General features: G+C 34.4%; 18 protein-coding genes. 6 read left to right on the plus strand and 12 right to left on the minus strand.

Annotated elements, in window-relative coordinates; translation table 11 throughout:
- Positions 1-24 precede the first annotated feature (24 nt).
- Positions 25-2865 carry a TonB-dependent receptor gene (locus AC2H4K_RS06700; RefSeq protein WP_281140528.1) on the plus strand — a complete coding sequence of 947 codons (2841 nt, stop codon included), beginning with the start codon at positions 25-27 and terminating at the stop codon, positions 2863-2865.
- A gap of 3 nt (positions 2866-2868) precedes the next feature.
- Positions 2869-3882 carry a phytase gene (locus AC2H4K_RS06705; RefSeq protein ID WP_281140529.1) on the plus strand — a complete coding sequence of 338 codons (1014 nt, stop codon included), beginning with the start codon at positions 2869-2871 and terminating at the stop codon, positions 3880-3882.
- A gap of 164 nt (positions 3883-4046) precedes the next feature.
- On the opposite strand, the gene AC2H4K_RS06710 is transcribed toward AC2H4K_RS06705, so the two are convergent.
- The 8 genes from AC2H4K_RS06710 to AC2H4K_RS06745 form a co-directional block, all read right to left on the minus strand.
- Positions 4047-5819 carry a MutS-related protein gene (locus AC2H4K_RS06710; RefSeq protein ID WP_281140530.1) on the minus strand — a complete coding sequence of 591 codons (1773 nt, stop codon included), beginning with the start codon at positions 5817-5819 and terminating at the stop codon, positions 4047-4049.
- 65 nt (positions 5820-5884) lie between these two features.
- Positions 5885-7573 carry a M1 family aminopeptidase gene (locus AC2H4K_RS06715; protein WP_281140531.1) on the minus strand — a complete coding sequence of 563 codons (1689 nt, stop codon included), beginning with the start codon at positions 7571-7573 and terminating at the stop codon, positions 5885-5887.
- Positions 7574-7685: 112 nt separating this feature from the next.
- Positions 7686-8432 carry a succinate dehydrogenase/fumarate reductase iron-sulfur subunit gene (locus AC2H4K_RS06720; protein ID WP_281140533.1) on the minus strand — a complete coding sequence of 249 codons (747 nt, stop codon included), beginning with the start codon at positions 8430-8432 and terminating at the stop codon, positions 7686-7688.
- 10 nt (positions 8433-8442) lie between these two features.
- On the minus strand, positions 8443-10440 hold the full coding sequence (locus AC2H4K_RS06725; RefSeq protein ID WP_281140534.1) for a fumarate reductase/succinate dehydrogenase flavoprotein subunit: 1998 nt from the start codon (positions 10438-10440) through the stop codon (positions 8443-8445).
- Positions 10441-10452: 12 nt separating this feature from the next.
- Positions 10453-11127, minus strand: coding sequence for a succinate dehydrogenase cytochrome b subunit (locus AC2H4K_RS06730; RefSeq protein ID WP_243473554.1), 675 nt, complete (start codon positions 11125-11127; stop codon positions 10453-10455).
- A 110-nt stretch (positions 11128-11237) separates the two neighbouring features.
- The gene (locus AC2H4K_RS06735; protein ID WP_281140535.1) at positions 11238-12461 is read right to left on the minus strand and encodes an alpha/beta hydrolase-fold protein; all 1224 of its coding nucleotides are present in this window, start codon (positions 12459-12461) and stop codon (positions 11238-11240) included.
- Between the two features lie 74 nt (positions 12462-12535).
- A complete protein-coding gene (locus tag AC2H4K_RS06740) occupies positions 12536-13378 on the minus strand; it encodes a helix-turn-helix domain-containing protein (RefSeq protein WP_281140536.1) in 843 nt (280 codons plus the stop codon).
- A complete protein-coding gene (locus AC2H4K_RS06745) occupies positions 13378-16221 on the minus strand; it encodes a VPS10 domain-containing protein (RefSeq protein WP_493742990.1) in 2844 nt (947 codons plus the stop codon). Before AC2H4K_RS06745 ends, AC2H4K_RS06740 begins: the two co-directional genes overlap by 1 nt.
- A 449-nt stretch (positions 16222-16670) precedes the next feature.
- On the opposite strand from AC2H4K_RS06745, the gene AC2H4K_RS06750 reads away from it, so the two are divergent.
- Together AC2H4K_RS06750 and AC2H4K_RS06755 are read left to right on the plus strand one after the other, a co-directional pair.
- Positions 16671-17963 (plus strand): aminopeptidase P family protein, encoded by a 1293-nt coding sequence (locus tag AC2H4K_RS06750; RefSeq protein ID WP_493742991.1) that lies wholly within the window; start codon positions 16671-16673, stop codon positions 17961-17963.
- A 5-nt stretch (positions 17964-17968) separates the two neighbouring features.
- Positions 17969-18355, plus strand: a complete 387-nt coding sequence (locus AC2H4K_RS06755) for a (deoxy)nucleoside triphosphate pyrophosphohydrolase (protein WP_493742992.1) — start codon at positions 17969-17971, stop codon at positions 18353-18355.
- On the opposite strand, the gene AC2H4K_RS06760 is transcribed toward AC2H4K_RS06755, so the two are convergent.
- Together AC2H4K_RS06760 and AC2H4K_RS06765 are read right to left on the minus strand one after the other, a co-directional pair.
- A complete protein-coding gene (locus AC2H4K_RS06760) occupies positions 18347-20314 on the minus strand; it encodes a DUF2075 domain-containing protein (RefSeq protein ID WP_493742993.1) in 1968 nt (655 codons plus the stop codon). The genes AC2H4K_RS06755 and AC2H4K_RS06760 overlap by 9 nt on opposite strands.
- Positions 20315-20584, minus strand: a complete 270-nt coding sequence (locus tag AC2H4K_RS06765) for a helix-turn-helix domain-containing protein (RefSeq protein ID WP_281140541.1) — start codon at positions 20582-20584, stop codon at positions 20315-20317.
- A 111-nt stretch (positions 20585-20695) separates the two neighbouring features.
- On the opposite strand from AC2H4K_RS06765, the gene AC2H4K_RS06770 reads away from it, so the two are divergent.
- Positions 20696-20899, plus strand: coding sequence for a hypothetical protein (locus AC2H4K_RS06770; protein ID WP_281140542.1), 204 nt, complete (start codon positions 20696-20698; stop codon positions 20897-20899).
- A gap of 6 nt (positions 20900-20905) precedes the next feature.
- On the opposite strand, the gene AC2H4K_RS06775 is transcribed toward AC2H4K_RS06770, so the two are convergent.
- Entirely contained in the window at positions 20906-22234 is a 1329-nt protein-coding gene (locus AC2H4K_RS06775; RefSeq protein ID WP_493742994.1) for an aspartate kinase, read from the minus strand.
- A 385-nt stretch (positions 22235-22619) separates the two neighbouring features.
- On the opposite strand from AC2H4K_RS06775, the gene AC2H4K_RS06780 reads away from it, so the two are divergent.
- Positions 22620-23273 (plus strand): hypothetical protein, encoded by a 654-nt coding sequence (locus AC2H4K_RS06780; RefSeq protein ID WP_493742995.1) that lies wholly within the window; start codon positions 22620-22622, stop codon positions 23271-23273.
- Positions 23274-23392: 119 nt separating this feature from the next.
- Here the strand turns inward: AC2H4K_RS06780 and AC2H4K_RS06785 are convergent, their stop codons facing one another.
- A complete protein-coding gene (locus tag AC2H4K_RS06785; protein ID WP_493742996.1) occupies positions 23393-24088 on the minus strand; it encodes a DNA adenine methylase in 696 nt (231 codons plus the stop codon).

Genomic DNA, 24088 nt, shown 5'->3' on the forward strand with positions numbered 1-24088 from the left:
GTCTCAAACAAAATCAACCCTCTAATGAAACATTATTTTACACTTTTACTAATTACGATATTAGCCTATACAGGTTATGCGCAAACTGGTAATATTCAAGGTACGATTTCAGATGAGAATGGATTAACCATTCCTGGTTCTACCGTTGCTATATTATCTTTAAAAAAGGGAACTACTACAGACTTTAATGGTAAATATACCTTAGTTAACATTCCTGAAGGAACTTATACATTAACTGTAGAGTACCTTGGCTATGCCGATATTAACAAAGAAGTTACTGTAGTTGCTGACGAAACTGTAACTCTAAACTTTACACTAAACTCTGAAGATACTGCTTTAGAAGAAGTTATGATTAGTGGCTATGGTCTTAGCGGACAAGCTAGAGCCTTAAACACGCAAAAGAATAAACAAAACATTACTAACGTAGTATCTACAGACCAAATCGGTAAATTTCCAGATGCCAATATTGGTGATGCTGTAAAACGTATTCCTGGTATTACAATGCAGGTAGATCAAGGTGAAGCACGTAACATTATTGTTCGTGGTCTTGCTCCTCAATTGAACTCTGTAACCTTAAACGGAAGTAGAATTCCTTCTGCTGAAGGTGATAACCGTAACGTTCAGATGGATTTAATTCCTTCGGATATGATCCAAACTATCGAAGTAAATAAAGCTGTAACTCCAGATATGGATGCAGATGCTCTTGGTGGTTCTGTAAACTTAATTACACGTACATCGCCTCAAGGTTTTCGTTTGTCTGCCACTGCTGGTTCTGGTCTTAACTTTATCACAGACAAAAGAATTTTAAACGGATCTTTCTTAGTTGGTGACAGAAGTAAAAATGACAAATTCGGTTGGATGGTTTCTGCATCTATTAACGATAACGACTTTGGAAGTGATAACGTTGAAGCTGAATGGACAGACGAGTTTGAATTTAATGAATTCGGTGACGAAGATAACTTAACTGAAGTCGATGTAAATCCTTATGCAAATGTTTTTGAAATCAGAGAATATTTAGTACAACGTGTACGTAGAAGTTTTTCTGCAAACTTTGATTATAAATTAAACGATAATAACAATATCTACTTTAAATCTATTTATAACTGGAGAGATGATAGAGAAAATCGCTTTAGATTAGAGCATGAAATTTTAGATGGTGAGGATATTGGTCTTGGAGACTTCTCAGTAGATGGAAATGGTAACTTAACAATGTTTCCTGCTGAAGTAAAACGCCAATCTAAAGGCGGTATTAGTGGTGGCAGAACCAAAAATGCGCGTTTAGAAGACCAACGTATGCAAAACTACAGTCTAGGTGGTGAACACTTATTAGGTAACTTACAATTAGACTGGATGGCATCTTTCTCTAAAGCTTCAGAAGAGCGTTTAAACGAACGTTATTTAGAATATGAAAGCGAGTATGCCATTAATTTCAACAATAACCAAGACAAGCCATATTTCTCTCCTGTAAGTGCAATAGATTCTAGCTTTGAAGATTTTGAACTTAGTGAGATTTCAGAAGAAAACCAATATACTGAAGAAAAAGACTTCAATTTTTTTGTAAATGCTCAAGCTCCATTATCTATTATTGATGGTGAGGATGGTTTCTTAAAATTTGGTGCAAAAGCAAGATTAAAGAACAAAAACAGAGACAACGACTTCACTGAATACAGTGACGAAACTGGTGCTCTAGAATTTTTAGGTATGGTACCTACAAGAGACTATTCTGATTCTGATTATTTAGCTGGTAGCCAATATCAAGTAGGTAGCTTTGCTAGTCCAGAATTTATAGGAAGTTTAAACTTAAATAATACAGACCTGTTTGAAGGAGAAGATTTACCTGAAGAATATGCTACAGCAAATTTTGATGTAGATGAAAACGTCTATGCTGGTTACGCTATGCTTAACCAAAACATCACAGACAAATTTAGTGTTTTGGCTGGTGTTAGGTTAGAACACACTTCTATTGAAAGTACAGGTAACGAACTTGTTTTTAATGAAGATGGTGACGTTGAAGGTATTGCAGATGTAAATGATAAAAACTCTTACACTAACATATTACCTGGTGTTCACCTTAAGTATAACGTAACAGATAATACTATTCTTCGTTTTGCATGGACAAACACTTTAGCAAGACCAAACTATGTAGACTTAGTGCCTTACAGAGAAATAAGTAATGAAGATAGAGAAATTTTCTTAGGAAACTCAGAATTAGATCCAACTACATCTATGAACTTTGATTTTATGGCAGAGCATTACTTTAAGTCTGTTGGTATTGTTTCTGGTGGATTATTCTACAAAAGTATATCTGACTTCACTTATATTTTCCAATCTGAAGATGAAGAAGGTTACCAAGTTTATCAACCTTTAAATGGTGATGACGCTTCAGTGTTTGGTGCAGAAGTATCTTTCCAACGCCGTTTAGATTTCTTACCTGGTTTTGCTAAGAATTTCAGTATTTATTTAAACTACACGTACTTAACATCTAGTGCAGATGGTATCCGCAACGAAGATGGTGAAGAGCGTACAGATTTAGATTTACCTCAAACATCACCAAACATGTTTAATGGTTCGTTAGGCTATGCTGGTAAAAAATTCAGCTTACGTTTATCAGCTAACTTCTCTGATGCTTATATCGATGAAATAGGTGGTAATGCTTTTGACGATAGATATTATGATGAGCAGTTTTTCTTAGACTTTAATGCTAATGTTGCACTTAATAAAAACCTAAGCCTGTATGTTAACCTAAACAACATTACTAATCAACCTCTACGTTATTACCAAGGCGTAAGTAGCAGAACCATGCAAATGGAATACTACGACATGCGTTTAACTTTTGGTTTAAAATATGACTTATTTAAAAAATAAAAAATGAAGAAAACATTATTACTTGGCGTCATTTCTGCAGTTGTTTTTTCTTGCGGAAATGGTTTGCCAGAAGTTGCGCCAACATTAAAAACCGAAAAATTACCTCACGATAGTGATGATCCTGCTATATGGATTAACAGTAAAAACCCTGAAAAGAGTATTATTTTTGGTACTGATAAAGATGAAACCAATGGTGGTGTATACGCATTTGATTTAGACGGAAAAATAATTAAAGAAAAATCTATAACAGGCGTAAGTTATCCTAATAATGTTGATGTAGAATACGGTTTTAAACTAACAGATTCTACAGAAACAGATATTATGGTATTTACTGAAAGAGAAAAAAACCAAATCCGTGTGTTTTCTGTGCCAGATATGAAGCCATTAGACAACGGTGGTTTTAAAGTCTTTGAAGACGAAACTGATGTACTCCTAAAACGACCAATGGGAATTGCATTATACAGAAACCCAGAAACTGCTGAAATTTCTGCATTTGTAAGTAGAAAAGAAGGCCCTAAAGAAGGTTATTTATACCAATATGCTTTAGTTAGCGATTCATTAGGCGTACATTCTAAATTATTGCGTAAAATGGGGACCTTCAGTGGACAAAAAGAAATTGAAGCCATTGCTGTAGATGACGAAATGGGTTATGTATATTTCTCTGATGAAGGAATTGGTATAAGAAAATATTATGCTGATCCTAAAAAAGGAAGTGAAGAAATTTCATTATTTGCTACCGAAGATTTTAAAGATGATATAGAAGGTATTGCCATTGCAACCTATGCTAACGGTGAAGGTTTCATTATTGTATCTGACCAGCAAAATCATAGCTTTAATATTTACAAACGAGGTGATAATAGCTTTGTAAAGGCTATCAACTTAGCAACTATTGAAACGGATGGTTGTGATGTAGTAACAACTCCTCTTGGAAAAAAATATCCTAATGGATTATTTGTGTCTATGAATGATGAAAAAGATTTTTTCTATCATGCTTTAGACTCATTAAAACTAAAATAATTTTTTCAAATTAATTTTTGTATTTGGTTAAGAACCCTTTCTGTTTTTGGAAAGGGTTTTTTTTGTCATAAATTTTTGTCATGCTGAATTTATTTCAGCATCTTGTTTATTCTATTTGAAGTGAGATTCTGAAACAAGTTCAGAATGACATTTTCTATTAATAACTAAACAATTTCCATCTTCTTCAAAAGAAAACTTGCATTCATGTTTTGGCAAACGCCTTTCTTTAGTTTGTAGTCAAAAAAGAGTTCGTCGTTTTTAATTTCAGCATCAAAGTAGTAGTTCTTTACAGCCTCTAGTTCAGCTTCTATTTCAGTAAGGCTTAAATCGTGCGTGGCTATAATTCCTGTAGCATTTTGACCCACTAATTTTTCAACAAATTTCCTTGAGCCAATGGCTTTATCTGTTGAGTTGGTACCTTTTAAGATTTCATCTAAAATCACAAAATAGTTTTTGTCTTCAGCAATAGTGTCTACAATAAATTTTAGTCGTGTGAGCTCGCTAAAAAAGTACGAACTATCATCTGTTAACGAATCTGTAGTACGCATACTTGTAATGAGTTTAATAGGTTTGTATTTACTCTCTTCAGCACAAACTGGCAAACCAACATTTGCCATAACAATATGCAACGCAACCGTTCTTAAAAAGGTACTCTTACCAGCCATATTGGCTCCTGTTACGATAAAAAACTGCTCTTGTAGGAGTTCTAAATCGCTATTAACTCGTTTTTCTGAATTCAATAAAGGATGTCCTAAATCTTTTGCCTTAATAGTGATTTTTTCTGTGGTAATTTTAGGATAGGTAAAGTCTTGATGATTATAAGCATAGTTCCCCAAAGTGTTATACGCATCAAAAAATGTTACCACTTCAAACCAATCCTCAACCTTATGCGCATACTTGCTAATCCATTGCTCTACACGATAAGTTTGTCTAATATCCCAAAGCAAATACCCATTTCCAAAAATGGCTGAAATGAAGTTATTTCTGTTATCTAAAGCATCTAAAGCTTTTGAGAATTTTGTAAATATCTTTGAGGCCTTTTCACCTTCGGATTGAATTTTTTGTTGCTGTTGTTGTAATAACTCAGACTGAAATTCTTTCTGTTCAATTTCTTTCAGTAATAAGGCATATTGCCTAAAAGTGTCTTTGGCTTTTTCGGTATTTTGAGCAACGTTATTAATCGGTTTTAAAAATCTTCCGGTAATCGCTAAACCTAAAACCAGCCAGTAACCTGCATATTTTATAGGAATAATTTCGATTATGCCGAATACCAAAAGTGCTACTGAAGTCACACTAAAACCAATGGTCAACCAATAATGTGTATTGGTTAAAAAAGGTTTGTAATCCTTTAGCCATTCAATAATGGATTTTGCAGAATTTTCCACTTTTACACCTTGAGCCACTCCAGAATAATACTGCCTCCATTCAGGCTCATCAGCTAATTCTTTAATCGCGTTTTGTCGTGCTTCAATATTAGTAATATCGTTTGCCAACAAACAGTTTACAAGCGATTGCGTGCCCTCATTTATAGTTGTTCTATTGATGTATTGAAAGAAAGAACCTCTTCCAAACAAATCAATATCTAAACTATAGGCATGAGCAGGATTTTGAAATACTTTTCCATCTGCTCTATCATGAAAATCACCTGAAGCTATTTTAATTTCATCTTCGTTAATGATAGCCAATCGTTTATGTAACTCGCGTTTAGTTTTTAGATCAGTATACCTCGATAATAAAAACAAAAACACAGCAATACCTACAACCGCAATAACTGTAGCAATTTGCCAATTCTGATACGTTAAATACACACCAAAACCTGCCAGTAAAAACACGGTAAGTCTAAGCACGCTGTATAAGCCCATCTTTTTATACAAATCCTTTGCGGTTTGTTGGTGTATTTGCAGTTGTGCTTTGTAAAATGTATTTGGGTTTTTCATCATAAACTTTTCGAAGTCGAAATATATAAAAAACCCATACTTTATAGTGTAACTTTAGCTTTATATTAAAAGTCTAAATGCGATTTATTAAAATCATTATCCAATAATTTAGGCAAGTCTACTTCTTTTATGGGTAAGTATTTTACCAGAACTTCTTTACCTTCTCTTTCAATAGTGAATTCGGCTTCGTGGTCTATGGAATCATAGTAATAACTCATTCCTTTTACCGAATCTCCTTGTCTTAGACCAGCTTTATAAGCTTCTGAATTTTCATCAATAGATGCTATCTGCTTTCTATCTTCTGAAAAGGTAAAACCTAAATCAAATACTTTAGAAGTTGGCTCGTATTCAAAAGCTAATTCGTTATAAATTGATTTAAAATCAAAGAGTTTTCCTTCTTCAATGTGCTTAGTAAAGAATGGCTGAAAGTCTTCTTTTAAGTACTTATTTACGGTTTTAATAAAATAAGCATGTGTAATTTTTTGTTCCGTTTTTTCAGCATCATTTTTAAAATCGAGCATCACATCATCTAAACTTTTAGTACCATCGGAATCTTGTTTTATTTTTTGATCTAAGTAAAATGCAAGGAAAGCACCTCGTCTATAAGGTAGTTTTTGAATGCCTTCTTTTCCACTCCAAAAGTTTTCATACGTCATTTCACTGTTAGGCATTTCTCTTTCTGGATTGGTATAAAGCGCCTTTACAAACGCATTAAATTCGTTGATGAAATAACTTTCATCATAATTATAAATTTCATTCTTGGCAATGTTTTTTAAAGTGTAATAGTCTGTGAATCCTTCGCTAAACCAATATTGTTTTTCTTCATCATCATTTCTGATTAAGGATCCAATCCAGTTGTGTTGCAACTCATGATTGAAGAGATATACCAATCCTGAAACTTCTAAATACTCATTATTTGAAGCATTTGTCGCAAAAGAATTGGTTAATCCTGACCCTTGGAAAGAACTGCCGCGTTCTTGTACAGTTGGAATCATAGTGACCACATAATATTTTTGAGAATTGTCTTGCCAAAATTCACGTTGAGCAGTAACCGTTTTTTCTAGAATACTCAACATCTCAGAGTCCTCAAACACCTCCCAATCACCTCTATTGGCAAATACTACTTTATTACCATTTATGTTTATCTCATGTGCTCTGAAATCACCTCCAACAAAAACAGCAGTATGAAATTTTTCTTCCGAAATACCTTCTATAATTTGAAGGTGCTCTCCACTTCCAAAACTGTTGACAAGCTTATAATCCTCAGGAAAATCACTCCACGAAATATTGACATTAAAACTATCTTCCGACTGTTTTAAAACATGCTTTGGCAGCATAAAAAAGTTGTGCGAAAACAAATGAAAATATTGAGGTTGAATAATAGGTCTATAGGCTTGTCTCGTTTTTAAATCACCTTTACTGTCTTGGTTTATTGCATATTCAACTTCAATCTGGTCTAAGTTTTTAGGATGCGAGATCACATACCAACCACTATCTCTATTGGTCGTTATTTCAGCCTGTTCAGAAAGTACTTTTATATCGTGTATTACATTATGCAGACTATCTTGTCCCCAAGCTTTATCTTGAAACAATAGAGTTGTTTGTCCGTTCTCATTGGCTTGGAAAGTCATTTTTATGTTTAAACTAGAGTGGTCTTCAGAATGAGTAATAGTGTAATTAATCGTGTGGTCTAATGTCTTACTACAGGAAAAACAAAGACATAGTACAGAAAGCACAAGGATAAATTTTTTCATTTTTTGATTGATTAGATGCTATAATAAAAGACGAAAAATATGACTTTATGTTACAAAAAAACCTCAAGTTAATAACTTGAGGTTTAATATTATAAGATTAAATAAGCTTTATTTAGCCTTTAAAAGCTGCTTTTAAATATTCACGGTTCATACGTGCAATGTTTTCAAGAGAAATACCTTTTGGACACTCCACTTCACAAGCACCTGTATTTGTACAGTTACCAAAACCTTCCTCGTCCATTTGCTTCACCATGTTTAATACACGATCAGTTGCTTCAACTTGTCCTTGTGGTAACAAAGCAAATTGAGATACTTTAGCTCCCACAAATAACATTGCAGAAGAATTTTTACAGCTTGCCACACAAGCACCACAACCAATACATGTTGCCGCAGCAAACGCATCATCCGCATCATGCTTATTTACAGGAATAGCGTTAGCATCTATAGTATTACCAGAAGTATTTACTGAGATAAATCCACCTGCGTGTTGTATTCTATCGAATGAAGATCTGTCAACAACTAAATCTTTTATTACTGGGAATGCTGTTGCTCTAAATGGCTCTATTGTAATCGTATCACCATCCTTGAACATACGCATGTGTAATTGACATGTTGTTACACCTCTATCTGGTCCGTGAGCTTCACCATTGATATATAGGGAACACATTCCGCAAATACCTTCTCTACAATCGTGGTCAAACGCCACAGGCTCTTCACCTTTATTTATTAATTGTTCGTTTAAAACGTCTAACATTTCAAGGAAAGACATATCAGGAGAGATATCACTTACAGGATAATCTACCATTTTTCCTTTGTCGCTTGCGTTTTTCTGACGCCAAATTTTTAACGTTAAATTCATAGCTTTCCTTTTATTTATAACTTCTTTCTTTTACTTCAATATTTTCGTAAACAAGATCTTCTTTATGTAACACCGCATCTTTAGGTTCACCTTTATATTCCCATGCAGAAACATATTGGAATTCTTTTCTACGCATTGCTTCACCTTCAGCTGTTTGATATTCTTCTCTAAAGTGTCCACCAGCAGATTCTTCTCTTAAAAGCGCATCCTTAGCAAACAGTTCACCTAGTTCTAGGAAATCGGCAACTCTAAGCGCTTTAGCTAACTCTTCGTTAAACTCGTCATTAGTACCAGGAACTCTTACATCTTTCCAGAATTCTGCACGTAGTTCAGCAATTTCTGTAATAGCTGATTTTAAATCTGCTTCATTTCTTGCCATACCACACTTATTCCACATGATCTTACCAAGCTTTTTGTGGAAATGATCTACAGAATGTGAACCATTATTATTGATTAAATGCTCAATATTTTCTCTTACACTTTTCTCTGCAGCTTCAAATTCTGGTGAATCTGTAGAGATAGGTCCTGTTCTAATATCGTGAGATAAATAATCACCAATAGTATAAGGCAATACAAAATAACCATCTGCTAAACCTTGCATTAATGCCGAAGCACCAAGTCTGTTAGCACCATGGTCTGAGAAATTAGCTTCACCAATACAGTACAATCCTGGCACTGTAGTTTGAAGGTTATAATCTACCCAAACACCACCCATAGTGTAATGCACAGCTGGATAAATCATCATTGGTGTTTCGTATGGATTCTGATCTACGATTTTCTCATACATCTGGAATAAGTTACCATACTTGGTTCTCACCACTTCCTGACCTAATTTTTTAACTAAAGCTTCATCGTTTTCATCTAAACCTTTAACGTGTGCTTGTTCTTTTCCGTAACGCATAAATGCTGAAGCAAAATCTAAATAAACCGCTTCACCAGTTGTATTTACACCATAACCAGCATCACAACGTTCTTTAGCTGCACGCGATGCTACATCACGAGGCACCAAATTACCAAAGGCTGGGTAACGACGCTCTAAGTAATAATCTCTATCTTCTTCAGCAATTTGAGTTGGCTTTAATTTACCTGCTCTAATCGCTTCTACATCTTCCATTTTCTTAGGTACCCAAATACGACCATCATTACGAAGTGACTCAGACATCAATGTTAATTTAGACTGATGATCTCCCGTAACTGGAATACATGTTGGGTGAATCTGTGTATAACATGGGTTTGCGAAATACGCTCCACGTTTGTGCGCTTTCCAAGCTGCAGTAACATTACTTCCCATGGCATTGGTTGATAAGAAGAATACGTTACCATAACCTCCTGTACCTAAAACAACAGCATGAGCAGAATGACGCTCAATTTCACCAGTAACTAAGTTTCTTGTGATGATTCCTCTTGCTTTTCCATCAACAATAACCACGTCTAGCATTTCGTGACGGTTATACATTTTCACTTTACCACGTCCAATCTGGCGGTTAAGTGCTGAATAAGCACCAAGTAATAATTGCTGACCTGTTTGACCTGCTGCATAGAATGTTCTAGAAACTAATACACCACCGAAAGAACGGTTGTCTAATAGTCCACCATATTCACGAGCAAAAGGCACACCTTGCGCCACACATTGGTCTATAATATTTGCTGAAACCTCAGCAAGACGATATACGTTTGCTTCACGAGAACGGTAATCTCCACCTTTTACAGTATCGTAGAATAATCTGTATGTAGAATCACCATCTCCTTGATAATTTTTTGCTGCATTAATTCCACCTTGAGCCGCAATAGAGTGCGCACGTCTTGGTGAATCTTGAAAACAAAATGCTTTTACATTATAGCCTAGTTCTGCTAAAGTTGCAGCTGCAGAACCTCCTGCTAAACCTGTACCAACAACAATAACATCTATAAGTCTTTTGTTAGCGGGATTAACAAGGTTAATATTATTTTTATGATTTGTCCACTTATCTGCAAGTGGTCCATTAGGTATTTTAGAATCTAAAGCCATATGAGAAATTTTTTAGTGGTTAAAATGATGATATAATGCAATAACAATAAATCCTAAAGGAATCACTATTGCATAAAACTTACCAAATCCTCTTAAACCTTTTGTGTACTTGTTGTTAGCACCAACAGATTGAAAAGCCGAATTAAAACCGTGAAGTAAGTGTAATGCTAAGAATACAAAACCAACACAATAAAGTGCTACTCTCCAGATTGGTTCAAATTTATGTACTAATTCTTCGTAGTATCTAAACTCACCATTTGGCAATGTACCAGACATATCACCAACGATGTATTTCGTGTTGATTTCTGGAATCCAAAAATCTATAAAGTGAATGATTAAGAACACAAGGATAAAACCTCCACTCCAAATCATGTTTCTACTCATCCACGTAGAATTGGCACCACCATTATTTTTTGCATAACTGATTTGTCTTGCTTTATTGTTTTTTATTTCTAGCACAAATCCCATGATGAAATGGAAAATCACACCAAAAATTAAAACGGGTTGCAACAGATATTGAATAACCCAAAATGTTCCCATAAAGTGAGACACTTCGTTAAAAGTATCTGGGCTACATACTGAAAGACTGTTAATTGCAAAATGTTGAAGTAAAAAAATCATAAGGAAGAATGCCGAAAGTGCCATGGCAAACTTTCTTCCAATCGACGAATTTAGAATTCCGCTCATTGTAAATCTAATCTTAGTTGTTAGTCTTACAAAGATACAGCGCAAATGGTTTTTAGCCAACTGCGCTGTATTATAATTAATTATTTAGAATGAATATAATTAGAGTGGTTCTACTTCTTGTTTTTTAGATTTTCTAAATGCTCACTAAACATCGACTTGTAATATTCATAGTTCTCAGGATCGTACTGATCTTTGGTGTTTTCTAGAACAACCATAGCCTTTTTGTAGTAGTTTTTTGCTTGTTTTAAATCATTACTTTTTTCTAATGCTTCCGCTTTACTATCATAAAGATTAGCATCATTTGGATACAACTCTAATGCCCAATCAAAAACTTTTAAGGCTTCTTCTGTTTTCTCGGCATTCAAGCAAAAGTAGCCATAGCCATTAGCTTCATCTACACCTGGCTTTACATCGTAATTCGCCCAAACAGATAACTCTGCGTAAAAACCCTTTAAATCGTCAACAAAAAATTTTGATTTATCCTCTAGCATCTTTTGCTTTTGGTCTTCTGGTATCGTCCAGATTTTCGCAACTTCTTTAAAGGCATTACTAATGGTATAGATTGGTGTGGTGGAATGATTTTCACCTTCAAAAATTCTAAACGTGTAGTTTAAATCTTCTGGATTATGATATTCAATAATGTTATCTAATTTCTGTGCTGATTTTCGGAATCTATTTTCCATATTTCCAATAGTACCAGCCGACATATAAATTAATTTATTCAGACTTTCGTTAGACTTAAAGTAGTCGTCAAACGCTTTTATCAACTGCTCATAATCGTAAGATAAATTGGGACTTATCGCAATTATTGCCTGAAAAAAATCAGGTTGCGAGAACACAGTGTTGAGCACAAAAGTTCCACCTAAAGAATGACCTATTGCCATCTTAAAAGGCTCTACTCTATAATTCTGTTCAACAAAAGGAAAGACCTCCTCTTTTAAATGATTTTCCAAAAGTTCTGACTTACCGATTTCTACATCTTCCCAATCGGTTTTAGTTTTTTCGTTAACGTACATTGGAGTAAACTCTTTTGGTCTATGTTCTGTTTTTATGCCAACAACAATAAACTCATTGAGCTCACCAATTTGTGCCATATAATCCATTAAACCTGCTGTCATATCAAAAAAGGCATCGAATTGCGCATCAAAAAGATATATTGTTGGGTATTTCTGTGTATAACTTTCGGTGTAAGAAAATGGCACAAATACTCTTATTTCACGTTCGGTATCAAAAACCGTAGATGCTATTTTATGAGATTTTGAAATTCCGCTGTATTGTTGAGCAGACACAATGCATGTAAAAAGTATGGCTATGAGGCTAAAAGTTCGTTTCATGATATGATGATTTATTAAAAACATATCGCAAATCTATCAGCCTTGCTTGTATAAAAATTGTAGAAATGGGACAGTTAATTTTTTAAAAGTGTCCAAAACGTGTCTTCTGTACCCAAATGAGAAATCCCAGAAAAGAATTTTTTGGGATTAAAACCTGTTGCTTTTTTGAAGTGTTTTATAAAATCAGATTGGTCATAATATTTATTAGCATGCGCCAATTCTGTTAAGTTGGAATTTCCTTTCCGATAAATTTCTATGGCTTTTCTAAACTTCACCAAATTAGAGAATTCTTTTGGTGAACAATTAAGATGTTTCCTAAACAACCGAAGCACTGTTTTTCTGCTCAATTGCAATTTTTCAGACAATTCTTGGATGGTTAAATCTTCTTCAAACAAATAGTTGACTGCTTTAATAATTCTAGCTTCAGCTAAAGGGTTGAGTTCATTTTTAAAAAAGGCATCTAACACAGCTACTTTTTCATCTACATTATTGGTGTCGTAAACTTTTTTTAGAGCAACTTCAAAATTATTTCCAAAATAGTCAAAGTCCTTAATCGGGTTTTCAGTAACAACATCACCAAAAGGGACTTTCATGAAATTATTGATTCCCAATGGCTGAAACACAATGCCAATTTTATCAAAAGGTGCTTTTATTTCACCTGTTCGACTTTCATTATGAATCCCTGTGTAAATAATTTCAAACTCTTTGGATGCATCAGGCACCACAATAGATCCCGTTTTTGAAAAACTGATTTTTGAACGCTTGTAAACGGTAATGGCATTCCTAAAATGCGGATAAAAAATGTATCGCTTTTTATAGTCGTCTCGATTAGAAAAATTGAAATAATAATACGCAATATAGTTCTGTAAACTCTTGCTTGAAGGCTTTACAGAAATATAGTGTTCCTGTTCATCCATTACTTTATTTCGAGCGTTGTAGAGCTATCACCAATTTTTACTGTGTAAGTTCCTTTTGGGAGGTAATCTTTCTTATTACCTGTTTCTTTAAACTCAATATTTTTATCTTCTTTTTTAAGCGCTTTTTTTCCTTTTTCCGTCAATGTTAAATCATAATCTACATAGTTTAATCCTTTAACAACATCAACAGACATGCTGTTTAATTCTGCTCCGTTTTCTGACAAGATTTTTAAGGTTTTTGTACCTGAAGCATTGCTGTAAAACTGAATGGTTGTTTTAGGCTCAAAAGCGTCGTACCATCTTCCCCAAGAACTTCCCCAACGACCTGAATGTCGTATAGACTCCATATCGAAAAATGTTATGGCTTTGGCTTCCATTTCTGAATTTACATTCTGTAAGGCCGAAATATTAGTCTTGTAAATACTTCGTCCGTGCGTTCCTAATAATAAATCATTAGCTTCTGCCTGAACTACAATATCATGAACGGCAACATTTGGCAAACCTTCGGCAAAGATGTTCCAAGAGTTGCCCATATCAAAAGACACATAGGCTCCATTATCGGTTCCTAAGTACAAGATATTTTCGTTTTTGGGATCTTCTTTTATTACATTTACTGGAGATGCTGGTATGTTGCCACTGATGTCTTTCCAAGTTTGTCCATAATCATCACTCATGTAAGCGTAGACTTTAAAATCGTCCCATCGGTAACCATTCAAAGTCACATAAACACGTTCCTTTTTATGTTGCGACGCAATGACACGACTCACCCATAAATCCTTCGGGAAAGTATTTGAAATGTTTGCCCAACTGCCACCTGCATTTTTAGAAACATAAACCAAACCGTCATCACTTCCTGTGTAAATTAATCCAAATTGAAACGGACTTTCTGAAATAGACGTCAATGTACCATAAGCCACATTTCCTTTTTTGCCTCCATTGGTTAAATCGTCACTAATGGCTTCCCAATCGTTACCTTGGTTCATAGAACGCATTAATTTATTACCACCCAAATACAAAATATCCTGATTGTGAGGAGACAATAAAATTGGTGTTTGCCAGTTGAAACGATATGGATTTTCACCTAAAGTATGCTTAGGCTGAATGTATTTCTGTTCTTCAGTTTCAAGATTTAATCTGTAATAATTTCCAAATTGGTAACCTGTATAAACGATGTCTGAATTTCTACTGTCAATTTGAATTTGCATACCATCACCTCCCATTATAGATTTCCATGGATACTGACCTTCTTGATGCCAAGCCTTATCTTCGCGCGCATTGTGTGCACCAACCCAAACACCATTATCTTGTAAACCTCCATAAACATTGTATGGTTTTTCGTTGTCCGCATTGATGGCATAAAATTGTCCTACCGAAGGCGAATTGTTCTTTATCCAGTTTTCGCCATCATCGTAAGAAATATTAATACCTCCATCATTACCATCAATTAAATGATTAGGATTTTTAGGATTAATCCAAAGCGCATGATGATCGGCATGCACATTTTCTGCACTGATGGATGTCCATGTTTTTCCTCCATCTTTAGATTTAACAATCGGCACACCATAAATATAAATATCATTTTCATTGACTGGAGACACATGGATATGTCCAAAATAGTAGCCATAGCTGTAGTAAATACCATCTAAATAATCCTCATGTGTTTTCTTCCATGTTTTGCCACCATCAGTACTTTTATACACCTCAGCACCAACAACAGGAGTATCGAACAACATAGAGTTAGCATCTTCCAAATATTTTGCTAAATCAATAGGTTTTACGTTGCCAGAACGTACCATTTGCTTCACATTTTCAGGTCTGTATTTTTCCTGAAAGCCGTTAGTTCTTAGAAACGCATTCAGTTTTTTATCCTCTAAAGCCAAAAAATCAGCTGTTGACATGGTTTTGAAATCTTCTTTTGTCAAGTCCGTATTGTCTTCCTTTTTCTTTTCTTCTGGTCGTCTAAATTGGCTATCATGAACTGCATATACTACATCATCATTGAATACTGCTATACCAATTCTTCCTACTCCTTCACCTGTTGGAAAACCACTTTTTTCGGTAGACACTTTTGTCCAAGTTTCACCAGCATCTGTACTTTTATAGATAGCTGAATTGTTTCCATTTCCTGTAAAATTCCATGCTTTACGATCTTTAGTCCAAGATGTCGCAAACATCACATCGTAATTTTTTGGGCTGTGTTGCAAATCGATAATACCACTTTCATCATCTATAAAAAGGGTTAGTTTCCACGTTTTTCCTCCATCAGTCGTTTTGTAAACACCACGCTCTTTGTTTGGCGAATATAAATGTCCTGTAGCACCTACAGTTACCACATCAGGATTATTTGGATGAATTAAAATCGGTGCAAAATGATGCGCATCCATCAATCCTAAATTTTCCCAGGTCTTGCCATTGTCTGTAGATTTTAACAACCCAATACCAGCATACGATGAACGCGACGCATTATTTTCGCCTGTACCAACATAAATGGTTCTGGTTGGCCAATGCACAGCAATATCACCAACGTTTTGGGTTGTCGCATTATCCATAATTGGCGTAAAGGTGGTTCCATTATTTGTGGTATGCCACACACCACCAGACGCATAACCAACATAAAATTCCGATGGCATTTCCGGATTCACATCCACATCTACCACACGACCACTCATTATGGTTGGCCCAATGTTTTTAAAAGGCACATTTTTTACCAAAGAGGTTTCAGTCATGCTTTGTTTTTGAGCTAAGGCTGCTTTCACAGTTTCAGCAGACGTTGCTGGTTGTTGTGCCAATGCCATTAAAGAACTTACGACAAATGCAAACGATAGGAATTTAGTTTTAGACATGTTGGTTGGTTTTAGTTTCTATTGTCAGTTCGAGCGCAGTCGAGAACTAATTTTAAAAAATATTGTTCAATTACATTTCGACAGTGCTCAATGTGACAGCAATTAAAGATTGCTGAATTTAACCATTAATCCATATATCCTCAAAATTTGATTATAAAGTTTAACAGATTATCACAACTTGCTTGGGCTTGCACTTTACTTTGTTTATTTTTGAAAAAACGAAACTTTATCGTCAAGTTGAGGTGTTCGAAAGCATTAAAGTATGCTCTTAAAAATTTCGTTAATTCGAGTGAATTTTTGCCTTTTACAAAAATTTGTATCGAGAATAGAAATTTTTATGTCGCACTTGTTCTCGATACAATTTTCTTGGATTTCTCTGAAATCGCAATGCAAGAAAACCACTCGAACTGACGTTAAAAGACTTATCAAATTTTAAATTATTTTTCAAAATGAAATACCATCCTATAGACCGTAACCTATTCATAAAAAACCGTAAAAACTTTGCTTCCCAAATGAAGCCAAACAGTTTAGCCGTTTTTAATTCTAACGATATTTATCCTGTGAGTGCAGACAGCACCTTGCCTTTTGCACAGCATCGTGATATTTTTTACCTCAGTGGTGTAGATCAGGAAGAAAGTATTTTGGTTATTTTCCCAGATTGCCCAAAAGAAAAGCATCGTGAAATCTTATTCTTAAAAGAAACCAACGATCATATTGCTGTTTGGGAAGGTGAAAAACTCACCAAAGAAAAAGCCTTTGAAACCTCTGGTGTAAAAACCGTGTATTGGTTACAAGACCTAGAAAAAATAATGTTTGAACTGATGACCCAATGCGACACGGTTTATATTAACACTAACGAACACTACAGAGCTAATGTAGAAACCGAAACTCGTGAAGATCGTTTCACCAAATGGTTAAAGAATCTATATCCTGCACATTCCGTAGCGAAAAGCAATCCTATTTTACAACGTTTACGCTCTGTAAAAGATCCTATAGAAATCGACTTAATGCAAAAGGCTTGTAATATTACTGAAAAAGCCTTCCGAAGAGTTTTAGGCTTTGTAAAACCTGGTGTTTGGGAGTTTGAAATTGAAGCCGAAATGATGCACGAGTTCCTAAGAAATCGTTCTAAAGGTTTTGCTTATACTCCAATTATTGCTTCAGGAAACAATGCCAACGTATTACACTATATTGAAAACAACCAGCAGTGTAAAGATGGAGATTTAATTCTGTTTGATACGGCTGCCGAATATGCGAATTACTCTAGTGATTTAAGCCGAACAATTCCAGTAAACGGTAAGTTTTCCGAACGCCAAAAAGCGGTTTACAATGCTGTGTTACGTGTAAAAAACGAAGCGACCAAAATGTTGGTTCCTGGCACACTTTGGGAACAATATCATGTGGAAGTTGGTAAATTAATGACCTCAGAATTATTAGGTCTTGGTTTATTGGATAAAGCCGATGTACAAAACGAAAACCCAGATTGGCCAGCGTATAAAAAGTACTTTATGCATGGTACAAGTCACCATATTGGTTTAGATACGCACGATTATGGTTTACTACACGAACCAATGCAAGCTAACATGGTATTTACTGTAGAGCCTGGTATTTATATTCCAGATGAAGGTTTTGGTATCCGTTTAGAGGATGATGTAGTGATACAAGAACAAGGTGAACCATTTAACTTAATGGCAAATATCCCAATTGAAGCTGAAGAGATTGAGGAGTTGATGAATTCTTAAAAATATTGAAAGTTATACTTGTCACTTGTGCTATCATTTTAAAGGATGATAAAATTTATGCTTTTCAAAGAAGCGATAAGATGAAACTCCCTTTGAAATGGGAATTTCCTGGTGGCAAGTTAGAATCAAACGAAACTGAAATTGATTGTATCAAAAGAGAAGTTAAAGAAGAATTAAACATTGAAATTCAGGTTACAAAACGATTAACTCCAGTTACACATGAGTATTCTGATTTTAAAATCAAATTAATTCCTTTTATAGCTAATTACTTAACCGGAGATTTAATTTTAAAAGAACACTCGAATTTCCTTTTAGCAAGGAAAGAAGAGTTGCTAAATTTGGATTGGGCAGAAGCAGATATCCCAATTTTAAATGAATTTTTATCACTTTAATTCTTCTATTCCGACTTCTTTCAAATAATCATAAGTTTTATCATAGAAGTTCTTTGGTCTTGTATGGTCAATATCAGAACCATTAGGAACACAAATAATCATTCCCTGTCTCGCCCTTGTTAACAATACTCTATAAGAGTTTTTAAGATATTCTTTATCAACTTCTTTGTTTATATTTTGCCATTTACTACCCTTAAAGTTTTGGTAAATCCAATTATCATTTTGCAAATAGAAATTAGCTCCCCAAATCAAACATGTTCTATCAATTTCTAAACCTTGTATATCAAATTCAGTTGCAACATCTTCTAAAAAATAAGATGAACGAATATCTTCACTTGGATTTAAAAACCAATTTGGTGCAGAAATTTCATTTTTGACATTAATACCTATAGCTTTTAACCTTCTTGAACCCGAAGAAGCTACTAATCCATACCTCTCTGTTCCTTTACTTTGTTGCCTTAACCATTTTTTAGCAACTTCTACATTCCTTGTTAAGTAAATAGGGAATGGTTTTTTTATTTCTGAATAAAGCTCTTTTGCTCTAGCTTTATTTAATTCTAATAACTCATGTACAAATTCTGAAACTTTTTCTGACCTATATGAGCGAACAGAAACTGCTAAGTGTAAATCAGTTTCAGAGACTCCGTTTTCTCTTAACCAAATTCTTTGCTTTTCTTCTTTTATATAATTTGAACTATTAACTATTGAGTTTGAAAAATGAATTTCCCAATTTTTATAGTTTTTTTCAAATGCTCTTATCCACTCTTCTAGACCAGCCTCTCCAGTATTAATTTCTTGACCTCCTCCAATCAAGCAAACAATAGTACACCAATCTTTGTGTCTATTCATTACATCAATTAGGAACTCTGGCTCTGACATTTCAAAATTTTCAATACCCTTCTTCCGCTTCATAAAAGAGCGTACCTGCTCTTTAGACCAAGCTCTTTGCGCTTCGTCAAAAACAACCACTTTTTCTGTTGGCTCAATGATATACTTTAGATATTCATCTCTAAAGTGATGGATATTCTGAATAAAAGCACTCGTTCTTCTCTTTGCTTCATCTTTTGTAACACGTTCCCCTTTTTCTTTAGATGTTATTACACAGTCTCTGGCTAAAGCTTCTCGCAACACTTCAACCAAAGGACCATTTCCAGACAAAAACACAGCATGTTCATCTTCTTGTGAGCGCATTCTATCATTAGCTATACTTAAACCAGCTAAAGTTTTTCCTGCTCCAGGAACTCCTGTAATAAAACAGATAGACTTTTTACTATTTTGCTTAGATTGCTCAATTACATTGCTAATATAATTTGATGTCTTGTTGAGATTTATGTTACCTGAATCATGTCTTGATATTTCTTCAACCTTATGCCCTTTGTAAAGTGCTTGAGCAACTTCAACAATAGTTGGTGTTGGTTTGTAAATTGAATTCTCCCATTCTGACACATCAATTACTTCATTTGAAGACTTGGTAATTGTATTTATCGCATTTCTTATTCCTATTTGGCTACATTTTACAACTTCATTATGATTAAGAATCTCTTCTAAGTTAAATTCAGAATCATATGCATTAGTTGCTACTAAAAGCGGAACTAATTTTGCAAAATGACTTCCTTCATGAAAATTTTTCAAATCCAAACAATAGTCTATTACTTGTAGTTGCGCGTTTTTTCCAAATGAATCATCACCTACCTTAAACTCTAAGACAAACACATAATCATTAACTATAATTATATTATCAACACGTTTACCCATTCTAGGTATCTGAAATTCGAAATACAAAGAACCATTTAAGCCTATCAACTCTTTTTTTAGGATTTCAATCTGCTTAACCCATGCATTTCTTTGTAAATCTTCAAGAGAACGATTTGTGTGATTTAGACTTAGTTTTCCAAGAATTAAACTAGAGTCTTCTTTTAAAAATTCGGTTATTGAGTTTTTATAATATGCTCTATTCATCTAATCATCCTTTTTAAATTGATAATCTTTAAAGGATAATTTTGAGTTAGACTTTCTAAAATCTAATAACTCATCAACATGTAATTCAAATGCTTTAGCAAAAACCAAAATATTGGTCAACGAAATATTGCGTTCACCACGTTCAATCATTCCGATATAAGTTCTATGAAAACCTGTAACAAAGGATAGTTCTTCTTGACTAAGATTTTTTTCGTTTCGTAAAAAACGTATTCGATTTCCAAACTCTTTAAGTATGAATTGATTCACCATAAACCAAAACTATACTTATTGTATGCAGCTTTCAACATACAATAAGTATCATTTTTTGTATATTGCAACTATCAAATCAATCTAATAACATATAAATAAACATTCGAAAAAATGCTATATGCTATTTTTAAAAATAAAAATCATGTTGGAAATCAAAAAGGAGCAACCTCTGAAGAAGCTATAAAAAACTACATAATTGAGTCCATGCTTGAAGAATTTGTAAACGATAAAGAGTTTTTGGCTAAATATTCTGCAATCAAGGCTATAAATGGAATTCATCATCATTTTATAGCTATTAAGGAAATTCTTAATTAGAGAATCTTAAACCCCAACACCCTTCCCTTCAAAAACATAACGTTGTAACTTCTGCAAAGTTTCTAACTTATCACTAGTATTTACTAAAAGTGAAATATTGTTGTTGCTACCACCATAGGCAATCATACGTACATTAACATCTTGTAACACCTGGAAGAGTTCTGGCGTATCAGGATGGTAAATAATATGGTTGCCCACCAAACAGACAATACTCATATAATCGTCTATATCTACAGTAGCAAATTGCTCTAATTCTTCGGTTATGGCTTTTAAATGCGTGGTATTATCGATGGTTAAAGAGACCGCAATTTCAGACGTGGTAATCATATCTATTGAGGTTTCGTAACGCTCAAAGACTTCAAACACTTTCTTTAAAAAGCCGTGTGCTAACAGCATACGTACCGACTTAATTTTTATAGCTGTAATGCCATCTTTGGCTGCAATGGCTTTAATGCCTTCACCATGAATTTGGTTGGTAATTAACGTGCCATGTGCTTGTGGAGCCATAGTGTTTTTTAGTCGTAATGGAATATCGAGTTGACGCACTGGCATTACGGTTTGCGGATGCAAAATCTTAGCTCCAAAATAAGCCAACTCAGCAGCTTCATCGTACGACAAATGCGATAAGGCTTGTGTATCGTTAACGTAACGTGGGTCGTTATTGTGGAAACCGTCAATATCTGTCCAGATTTGGACCTCATCGGCTTCAATAGCTGCACCAATTATGGTTGCTGTGTAATCGCTTCCACCACGTTGTAAGTTGGTTACTTTGCCTTCAGCATCTAAACAAATAAACCCTTGTGTGATATAAATATCAGCCGCATCCGAACTTTCTATTAAACGGTTTAAGTTTTGTTTGATATAGAAATTATCGGGTTCATTAAGACTATCGATTCGCATAAAATCTAAAGCTGGTAAAAGTCTTGCTTTAAAACCCTCCTGTTGCAATAAGCGACTAAACATATAGGTAGACAACAGCTCTCCATTAGCTACAATTTCGTTATGTAACAATTGAGTAAATAACATATTAACAGCATTTGAAAGTATTTCGAATCTGGTATTGATATAATGATGAACGTCTTGTCGTAACGATTCGTTTTGCAATAAATCGTTTACAACGCTTGTGTAAGTGTCATGCAATGTTTTTATATGCGCTTTGGCAGCATCTCCCTCACCAACTTCAATTAATCTCGAAATTTCTACCAAGGCATTTGTGGTACCAGACATAGCTGATAAAACCACTATTTTTTGGTCTTTGGTATTTATGATATCCTTTACATGATTCATGTTCACTACCGAACCTACTGATGTGCCACCAAATTTATATACTAACATATTCTCAAATTTTTAAGCAAATGTATAAGTGTTACTCGTGAGAAACATAAAAATTAAAGAAATAGTTTATTTTTGCACATATTGTTAAATAAATAACATAAGAACTTAATTATAACTTTTGATGAACGTCAGTTCAAGTAATTTTGAGTAGTTGCTAAGCTTGCCAAAGCAGCACGGAAAATTGTATCGAGAACTATCTAGCTTATTTAACTTCTCGATACTAATCTACAAAACACAGTTTTCTAGATTCACTCGAAGTGACGACTAATTAAGAAATAGATTCCGTATCAAGTACGGAATAACACATTTAACGGAATAACTAAAAATAGATACCTGATTTCACTTCGACAAGCTCAGTAAGACAATCAGGAATGACACAAAATATATGAAAACTATAGCATCTTGCGTTGAGGAAATACTCATTACCCAACCTTTTTTAGAAGAAGCCTTGTTTAGGCAAATCATTAACTTTTCAGCCTTATCTGAAGAGTTGCAGCAACCTATTAGCAACATGTTACGAAAGCCTGTAAAAACAGGTGCGATTATGATGGCGTTACGACGTTACAATCCACCAATACATTTACGTCAATCACAAAAATTAAAGAACATTCTCAATCAACTAGGTGATATTACGGTACGCTCTAATCTTGTGGATTTCACGTTTCAGAATTCAGACACTTTGATTGAAAGTCATGCTAAAGTTTTGGGGAATTTTAATCCAAAAGCTTTTTATGGCTTCTCGAGAGGCATTTACGAAAGTAATATTGTGGTGTCAGCTTCTGAAAAACAGTTGGTTTTAGAAACTTTTAAAGCTGAAAACCAAATTGGCATGCAAGATAATTTGTCGGCCATTAGTATTCGTTTGCCTGAAAATAATTCTAAAATTTCGGGATTGTATTACCAGATTTTTAAGCGTTTTGCTTGGGAAGGTATTTCACTTTATGAGGTGATTTCAACCACAAATGAGTTTACGGTTTTGGTTGAAAATCATTTGGTGGATCAGGCGTTTTCAGCGATTAAGAATTTGAATAACGGATAACTTCTCGATACTAATCTACAAAACACTGTTTTCTAGATTCACTCGAAGTGACTTACTTAACTAAAACCTTTCGTCAGTTCGAGTGATTTTGAAGGATGAAAAATTGTATCGAGAACTATTTACTTTTTAAAAACAAAAAGTCGCTCCACACTTTCCTTAGTCGATAGATTTTCAGCATGCCAAGAAAATGTAGTTTTTGAGCCTTTTTCCCAAATGCATTCAAAATCATCTGGTGCATTGTATTCGCTGATAAAAACCTTATGACCAGCTTTACTTTGCTGTCTACACCATTCCCAAAATTCTTTGTGATTAAACTTATCTCTATACTTCGTAGTTGATGCATAGGGAGGATCGCAATACACAATACTTTCATCAGGAATTTCTAAATCGGTATAGGATTGACAACGCAATTTAATCCCTTGGAGATTTGGTACTTGCTTGGTAATGTTTCGGTAATGCTCGGACCAATAATCGCGCTTACCTTGTTTATCGCGACGGTAACCTGCAAACCATTTGCCACCAAACGAATTAAACCCTACATAAGCCACCAAATGTTTTGGATATTCATTAGGGTTGTATTTTATGTGTCTGTATTCTTCTTCAGAAACTGATTTTGGTGGATCCCAATTCTCAAAAATTAAGGCTTGCCACATAGCCATCAATTCTTCGTGCTGATCATTAGCTATACGAATGCCATCTACTTTATCAATCATATTCATACCACCTGCAAAAGGTTCTAAATACACCTGATTCGGTTTTCGATTTTTTAGAATAATTGGCAATAAGTCTTTAGCAAAGCGCGCTTTGCTTCCCAT

Source organism: Winogradskyella sp. 266wxhm, from assembly GCF_058964685.1.